The organism is Nonomuraea sp. NPDC047529 (assembly GCF_040642995.1).
GTDB lineage: Bacteria > Actinomycetota > Actinomycetes > Streptosporangiales > Streptosporangiaceae > Nonomuraea.
This window is the reverse complement of sequence record NZ_JBEYTJ010000106.1, coordinates 1-2,286: the sequence shown is the minus strand read 5'-3', so window position 1 is coordinate 2,286 and position 2,286 is coordinate 1. Positions and strand designations below refer to the sequence as shown.

The following is a 2,286-nucleotide window of genomic DNA, read 5'->3' as shown; positions in this document are numbered from 1 at the left end:
CGCTCGCGCCGCCACAGGGCCATGTCCAGGGCGTCCAGCACGAGGGTGGTGTGCTTGCTCAGCGAGGCGGCCCAGCCGACGATCGCCCGGGAGTAAATGTCGACGACGAACGCCACGTAGACCACCCCGCACCAAGCGGAAACGTGGGTGAAGTCGGCGACCCAGGCGGCGTTCGGCCGCTGGGCGGTGAAGTCGCGCTGCAGCCGGTCGCCGGCCCGCTCATGCCCGGGGTCGGGTGTCGTGGTTCGCACCTTCTTCCCGCGACGGGCACCTTGCAGGCCCAGGACGCGCATGCGCCGCTCGACGGTGCAGCGGGCCACCCGATGCCCCTCCCGTTGCAGCTGGTGCCATATCTTGCGGGCACCATAGACGCCGTAGTTGTCAGCGTGGATGCGAGCGATGTGCTCGTCCAACTCGGCGTCCCGCACCGCCCTGGCCGAGGGCGGTCGGTTCTTGGCGGCGTAGTACGTACTGGTGGAGATGGAGCAGCCGTGCTCGGTCAGGACACGGCAGATCGGCTCGACACCGAACACCTCGGCGTGCTGGTCGATGAAGCTCACGAGTGCGTGTGTGGCCGGTCGAGCTCGGCCGCGAAGAAAGCCGACGCGGCCTTCAAGATCTCGTTCGCCCGCCGCAGTTCGGCGTTCTCTCGGCGCAGCCGCTTCAGCTCGGCCGACTCATCCGTCGTGCGGCCTGGCCGGCTGCCCTCGTCGGTTTGGGCCTGGCGGACCCAAGTGCGCAGTGTCTCCGCAGTGCCGATGCCGAGCTTGGTCGCGACTGCGTTGATCGTGGCCCACTCGGTCGGGTAATCCGGCCGTACTTCGGCGACCATCCGCACCGCTCGACGGCGCAGCTCGGCGGGATAGGGAGACTTACCTGGCATGGACTCGATCCTCTCAAGAGATCAAGTCTCCACCGAACCCGGGACGATTCACAAGGCCACGCACAACCAGGAACGTCTCAAGGCCGGCGAGAGCTGGACGGAACACGGGCTGATGTTCCCAACAGCTTTCGGCAATCCGTCCGACCCGGACACCTTCTCGCACCTGTTCTCCCGCCTGGCCAAGAAGGCGGGCCTCGGCCACTGGCACCCCCACGAGCTCCGCCACTCCGGCGCATCACTCATGCTCGCCCAAGGCACGCCGCTGCACGTAGTGTCCGAAGTACTCGGCCACGCCAGCATCTCGATCACCAAGGACGTCTACGGCCACCTACTGGAGGGCGACCGGCGCGCGGCCACGGAAGCCATCTCCAGCGCTCTCCTGGGCGGACAGACCCCGGTGGCTCCCAAGGTGGCTCCCAAAGGCGTCGAAGACACCGGTTGAAGGTCGGAAAGCAGAAGGCCCCTGACGGCGTAATGCCTGCTCAGGGGCCTTTCGCTTGCAGAGCCGACGAGGGGAATCGAACCCCTGACCTTCTGTTTACAAGGGACTTCGAGACTGTCCACGGACGTCCGCCGCCGTCACGAACACCTGCTCAGAGCCCTTCCTGGAGCGTTCCCAGTCCAGAAGTATCCGGGGTTGTCCAGAGCGGTTGTTAGCATCCGCGTTAGCAAGATCACCAACCTCCGCACCGCGCCATCAGATCGCGCGTCAGAGCAAGGTCTCCGGCCGAAGTACCTCACTGCGCAGGATGCGATGGATCTCGCCGACATCGGCATTATGGTTCGTCTGACGTCGCAGTTCCTTGCGTACGGCGTCTGTCACCACGTCGGAGAGAAGCACCTGAGCCAGGGACTTTGGGGACGTTGCCGCGCGAGCCCTCCACAGGTCATCGATCAGGCGGCGCTTGAACGCCTCCTTGGTCAAGTAGAAGAGCGCGTCCGTCTTGACGCCCAAGCTGGCGTCACTGAGCAGGTCCACTTCGAGAGCCAGGTCGATCACCACGGGGAGGCCTGCGGTCATGTGGTACGCCTGCCACACTTGCCCATTGGACAGGACCATCCATTCAACGCCCTCGTTCACGGCGTACATCTGCACCTGCCGGAGGTGTTTGACGTTGAGCTTCTGACTGCAACGCTTCACCTCTATGAAGGCGATCAGCTGCTTGTCGATGCGGATGCCATAGTCAGCGAATTCACCCTTGACTTGGTACTCCGTGGTGAGATCGTCGTATTTGTCGTAGCCGAGTCCTGCGCACAGGAAGTCGGTGATCAGCAGACGCGTGTCCCCCTCGTTGGCATCACGCGCTATAAGAGCCTGCTGACGAAGGCTTAAGTCACGGTGGGCATGGGCCCGTAGAGAGCCGGTCCGATCTTGTTGATGTAGCCCTGATGGGACCATTGGG

Annotated in this window: 2 protein-coding genes and 1 pseudogene; 1 reads left to right on the top strand and 2 read right to left on the bottom strand. The window is 64.3% G+C overall.

What is annotated here, in order from left to right:
* Positions 1-883, bottom strand: a pseudogene (locus ABZ815_RS52725) (IS3 family transposase); the annotation flags it as partial.
* On the opposite strand from ABZ815_RS52725, the gene ABZ815_RS52720 reads away from it, so the two are divergent.
* On the top strand, positions 882-1,325 hold the full coding sequence (locus tag ABZ815_RS52720; RefSeq protein ID WP_357711130.1) for a tyrosine-type recombinase/integrase: 444 nt from the start codon (positions 882-884) through the stop codon (positions 1,323-1,325). The pseudogene ABZ815_RS52725 and the gene ABZ815_RS52720 sit on opposite strands and share 2 nt — an antisense overlap.
* A 267-nt stretch (positions 1,326-1,592) precedes the next feature.
* Here the strand turns inward: ABZ815_RS52720 and ABZ815_RS52715 are convergent.
* Positions 1,593-2,286 (bottom strand): hypothetical protein (locus tag ABZ815_RS52715; RefSeq protein ID WP_357711128.1); only part of this gene is annotated, 694 nt, incomplete at its 5' end.